The sequence below is a fragment of the Pseudomonas sp. Pseusp97 genome (genome assembly GCF_047304025.1).
Lineage (GTDB): Bacteria > Pseudomonadota > Gammaproteobacteria > Pseudomonadales > Pseudomonadaceae > Pseudomonas.
This window is the reverse complement of sequence record NZ_JBGLYK010000348.1, coordinates 1-3,731: the sequence shown is the minus strand read 5'-3', so window position 1 is coordinate 3,731 and position 3,731 is coordinate 1. Positions and strand designations below refer to the sequence as shown.

Below are 3,731 nucleotides of genomic sequence, written 5' to 3'. Positions count from 1 at the left end.
GCGCCCGCTCCGCTCAGCGAAGCGCCCAAGGCGCCGCCGCCCGCCAGCAAACCCACCGCCGCGCCGCGCACCGACAGCGAATCCAGCTCCATCCGCGTCAGCGTCGAGAAGATCGATAGCCTGATCAACCTGGTGGGCGAGCTGGTGATCACCCAGGCCATGCTCAGCCAGCTCAGCGAGGACCTCGACCCGACGCACTTCGAGCGCTTGCAGCAGGCCCTGGCGCAACTGGAACACAACACCCGCGACCTGCAGGAATCGGTGATGTCGATCCGCATGCTGCCGATCAGCTTCATCTTCAGCCGCTTCCCGCGCCTGGTCCACGACACCTCCGCGCGCCTGGGCAAGCAGGTCGAACTGATCCTGCAGGGCGAGCACACCGAGCTGGACAAGAGCGTCATCGAGAAGCTCAGCGACCCGCTCACCCACATCGTGCGCAACAGCATCGACCACGGCATCGAGACGCCCGCCGAACGCCTGGCCGCCGGCAAGCCGGCCCAGGGCTCGGTGAAGCTCGCCGCCAGCCACCAGGGCGGCAGCGTGGTGGTGGAAATCTCCGATGACGGCCGTGGCCTGTCCCGCGAGCGCATCCTCGCCAAGGCCCGCGAGAAGGGCTTGGCCGTGCACGACGGGATGAGCGATGCGGACGTCTGGCAACTGATCTTCATGCCCGGCTTCTCCACCGCCGAAGCGGTCACCGAGCTCTCCGGCCGGGGCGTGGGGATGGACGTGGTACGGCGCAACATCCAGGCCATGGGCGGGCGCATCGACATCGATTCGGCGCCGGGCATGGGCACGCGCATGGGCATCCGCCTGCCGCTGACCCTGGCCATCCTCGACGGCCTGATCGTCGCCGTGGAGAAGGTCAACTACGTGGTGCCGCTGACCTACATCGTCGAGTCGCTGCAGGCCCGCGCCGACGACGTGCGCGGTCTCGCTGGCGAGGAATCGACGGTGATCCGCGTGCGCGGCGAATACCTGCCGCTGTTCTCCCTCAACCAGCTGCTGCGCATCGGCGCGGCGCCGGTGCCGGCGGAGCAGGGAATCGTGGTGATCCTCGAATCCGAGGGCAGGAGCTTCGCCCTGCAGGTCGACGAACTGGTCGGCCAGCAGCAGGTGGTGATCAAGAGCCTGGAACAGAACTTCCGCCGGATCGATGGGATCGCCGGCGCCACCATCATGGGCGACGGCAGCGTCGCCCTGATCCTCGATGTCGATGCCCTGCCGCGTCTGGCAGCACAAGGAGAACCCACCCATGAGCGCAGCTGAAGCCACTGCGGCGACGAGCCCGGTGCAGGAATACCTGACCTTCACCCTGGGCCGCGAGGAATACGCCATCGACATCCTGCGCGTGCAGGAGATCCGTGGCTACGACCAGGTCACGGCGATCGCCAATGCCCCCGCCTTCATCAAGGGCGTGATCAACCTGCGCGGCGCCATCGTTCCCATCGTCGACCTGCGCATCAAGTTCAACCTGGCCGACATCACCTACGACCAGTTCACCGTGGTGATCATCCTCAACGTCGGCCGGCGCATCGTCGGCGCGGTGGTGGACTCGGTCTCCGACGTGATCGCCCTGGCCGGCGAGGAGATCAAGCCGCGCCCGGAATTCGCCGCCAGCTTCGACACCGAGTACCTGCTGGGCCTGGCCACCGCCGGTGAGCGGATGCTCATCCTGGTGGACATCGAAAAACTCATGACCAGCCGCGAAATGGCGCTGGTCGACGAAACCGCAGCCTGATCGCGCCACGAAAAGAAGAATCAGCCGAGGATAACCACAATGGGTCTGTTCAACGCACACGCCGTGGCGCAGCAACGCGCCGACCGCATCACCGCCATCCTCCACAGCCTGGTGGACGGCAACCTCGACGTCGCCATCGGCGAAGCCCCCGCGCCCGGCTATGAGCGTCTCTACGACGGGCTGCGCAGCGTCCAGCGCAACCTGCGCGAGCAGCGCACCGAACTGGCCCAGGCCGAAGCGCTGGAGGCCGGCCTGGTGGAGATGACCCGGCAGCACGAGCTGGGCTGGATCGACGAGGTGATCCCGGTGGACAGGTTCGCCGGCCGCCCGGCGCGCATCGCCAAGGGCATCAACGACCTGGTCGCCGCGCACATCGCGGTGAAGATGAAGGTCGTCGCCACCGTCACCGCCTACGGCAAGGGCGATTACTCGGTGGACATGGACCGCCTGCCCGGCAAGAAGGCCATCATCACCGAAGCCATCGACGGCGTGCGCGACAGCCTCAAGGCCAGCGCCGACGCCGCCGAGTACAACGCGCGGATCAAGAGCGCGCTGGACAACGTCTCGGCCAACGTGATGATCGCCAACAACGATCTCGAGATCATTTACATGAACCGCACGGTGACCGAGATGCTCGGCCACGCCGAGGCCGACATCCGCAAGCAGCTGCCGAACTTCAACGCCAGCCGGCTGATGGGCGCCAACATCGACATGTTCCACAAGAACCCGGCGCACCAGCGCGGCATGCTCGCCCACCTGACCGCGCGGCATAAGGCCGAACTGAACCTGGGTGGCCGCCGTTTCGCCCTCGATGTGGTGCCGGTGTTCAACGATGCCGGCGAGCGCCTGGGCTCGGCCGTGCAGTGGACCGACCGCACCGAGGAGTTCCGCGCCGAACAGGAAGTCTCGCAACTGGTGGACGCCGCCGTCGCCGGTGACTTCAGCAAGCGCATCGAAGCCTCTAACAAGGAAGGCTTCTTCCTGAAGATCGCCACCGGCCTGAACAACCTGGTGGATACCGCCGACAAGGGCCTGCGCGACGTCACCCGCGTGCTCGGCGCCCTGGCCCAGGGCGACCTGACCCAGCGCATCGATGCCGACTACCAGGGCACCTTCGGCGAGCTCAAGGACTACGCCAACGAGACCGCGCAGAGCCTGTCGCGCATGCTCGGGCAGATCCGCGAAGCGGCCGACACCATCCACACCGCCGCCAGCGAGATCGCCAGCGGCAACGCCGAACTGTCCACCCGCACCGAGCAGCAGGCCTCCAGCCTGGAGGAAACCGCCTCGAGTATGGAAGAGCTGACCAGCACCGTGAAGCTCAACGCCGAGAACGCGCGCCAGGCCAACTCGCTGGCGGTGAACGCGTCCGAGGTCGCCACCGAGGGCGGCAGCGTGGTGCAGAAGGTGGTGGGCACCATGTCGGCCATCAACGACTCGGCGCGCAAGATTGCCGACATCATCGGGGTGATCGACGGCATCGCCTTCCAGACCAACATCCTCGCCCTCAACGCCGCGGTGGAAGCCGCGCGCGCCGGCGAACAGGGCCGCGGCTTCGCGGTGGTGGCCGGTGAGGTGCGCACCCTGGCGCAGCGCTCCGCCGCCGCCGCCAAGGAGATCAAGACGCTGATCAACGACTCGGTGGACAAGGTCGAGAGCGGCAACACCCTGGTCGCCCAGGCCGGCCAGACCATGAGCGACATCGTGGTGGCGATCAAGCGCGTCACCGACATCATGGCCGAGATCGCCGCCGCTTCCGCCGAGCAGAGCAGCGGCATCGAGGAAGTGAATGGCGCGGTGTCGCAGATGGACGAGATGACCCAGCAGAACGCCGCGCTGGTGGAAGAAGCCGCCGCCTCGGCCGAGGCCCTGCAGGAACAGGCCGGCATGCTCAACCAGCAGGTGGGGGTGTTCAAGCTCGAATCCATCGCCGCCACCGTGGTGCCGCTGGCCTCCGCCCGCCCGATCAGAACTCTTCCCAGTCATCCTC

3 protein-coding genes are annotated in these 3,731 nt (G+C 67.1%); all 3 read left to right on the top strand.

Going from position 1 to position 3,731, the window contains the following annotated elements; genetic code table 11:
• Positions 1-1,269, top strand: a 1,269-nt coding sequence (locus ACCC94_RS28580; protein WP_413352962.1) for a chemotaxis protein CheA, incomplete at its 5' end; no start/stop codon positions are given.
• On the top strand, positions 1,256-1,741 hold the full coding sequence (locus ACCC94_RS28575) for a chemotaxis protein CheW (RefSeq protein ID WP_413352961.1): 486 nt from the start codon (positions 1,256-1,258) through the stop codon (positions 1,739-1,741). The genes ACCC94_RS28580 and ACCC94_RS28575, both read left to right, overlap by 14 nt.
• 39 nt (positions 1,742-1,780) lie before the next feature.
• Positions 1,781-3,731, top strand: a 1,951-nt coding sequence (locus ACCC94_RS28570; RefSeq protein WP_413352960.1) for a methyl-accepting chemotaxis protein, incomplete at its 3' end; no start/stop codon positions are given.

Bases quoted from the DNA above. Each gene is read 5' to 3' on its own strand.
- ACCC94_RS28575 (WP_413352961.1), top strand. From the start codon at position 1,256: ATGAGCGCAGCTGAAGCCACTGCGGCGACGAGCCCGGTGCAGGAATAC.